Genomic DNA, 1285 nt, shown 5'->3' with positions numbered 1-1285 from the left:
GGGCTGAGGGATCCCCAGTAATATGGTCATGCCTCCATGACCATATTACTGTACTCTTTTCCCAGCTTTTTCATCTCGTTACCTATATTCAGCCGCCTCACTTTTCCAGGTTCATGCCGGAGCACTTCTTCTGCCAGACTCAGGTAAGACAGCACCCGCCTGTGCCTGATACTGCTTGCCTGATAATGCCAGTGTAAACACTGCCTTTCTGCCCTGTAACCTGCCAGCCACATCACCAGACTTGCCATCGCCGCGACCATATTCAGCACTTCCAGTCGCCCTTTTCCCTGGCTCCGGCTCAGCCTCAGACCGAACCCGAACCGTGGGCTTTTGTCGTCCCGGAAGTTTTGTTCTATCTGCATTCGTCGGCTGTACAGGGCCATTATCTGGTGCGGTTCCAGCCCTTCTGCATTACTGAACAGCAGCCAGGGCTCCCGCGCACTGCTGCGGTGTTCCCGCTGTGTTTTTGGCATGCCTCCCTTTCCGCGACGCCCTGCCTCCGGGCGTTTGTGCAGATAAAACCGGCCGTAACAGGGGATACGGGGTTTACGGGACAGGACACCGTAACCCACGCAGACCGGTTGCCCGGTAGCCTCAAGCTCGCTGATTTTGATCCACTTTTTATCTCCGTCCAGCCGGAAGCTGATACAGCCCCTGACTCTGCCAGTGAAGCTCCAGCCCAGCTGACTGACATGCCGGAACCAGTCTGTCCGGAAGCCGGCATCCGTAAGGATGGTAATGGCTTTATCTTTCGGGATGGCAGCATGCAGGCGGTCAAGGAATCGGCACTGGACATCACTGTTCTGTGCCAGCTCTGCGGGAACAACCTCACTCATAAGCGGAAGTGAACGACCATTACAGACCAGGCTTGCCCGCAGAAGATGCCAGTTCCTGTCATGCCAGCCGGTCCAGTCGACAGCGATAACGCAGAAGGGCATCAGGGAGGTGATGGTATGCGTGAGCAGGTGCTGAATACGGGGAATATCACGGTGAAGGGCGGTATTACCCAGGGCACGGTCAACACGTTTAATTTTATTTTTGACGTGCGCCCTGCCGGGAAGGGTTCGCCCCAGGCTGGTCAGGGTCAGGGATGCGCCGTGGGTGAGCGCGACGGCCATGGAAACAAGGACATTAACCCGGAAGCTGTGAATGTCAGATAAAGACGCGGAGAAAAATTTCTGGCAGACTGTCTGTAAAGGCACGATGAGGTCTCTTCTGATTTGTTAGCGCAACCAGTAGATCACACTTCATCGTGCTTTTCATTTTTCTGGGGAACCCTCAGCCC

Annotated in this window: 1 protein-coding gene; it reads right to left on the bottom strand. The window is 55.3% G+C overall.

Going from position 1 to position 1285, the window contains the following annotated elements:
• Window positions 1–26 precede the first annotated feature (26 nt).
• The gene (locus tag IM299_RS22730) at window positions 27–1202 is read right to left on the bottom strand and encodes an IS4 family transposase (RefSeq protein ID WP_193358130.1); all 1176 of its coding nucleotides are present in this window, start codon (window positions 1200–1202) and stop codon (window positions 27–29) included.
• Window positions 1203–1285: the final 83 nt, after the last annotated feature.

The organism is Enterobacter cloacae complex sp. P47BA (assembly GCF_014930485.1).
Taxonomy (GTDB): domain Bacteria; phylum Pseudomonadota; class Gammaproteobacteria; order Enterobacterales; family Enterobacteriaceae; genus Enterobacter; species Enterobacter bugandensis.
The sequence above is the reverse complement of the archived record's forward strand: the minus strand, read 5'-3'. Positions and strand labels throughout refer to the sequence as shown.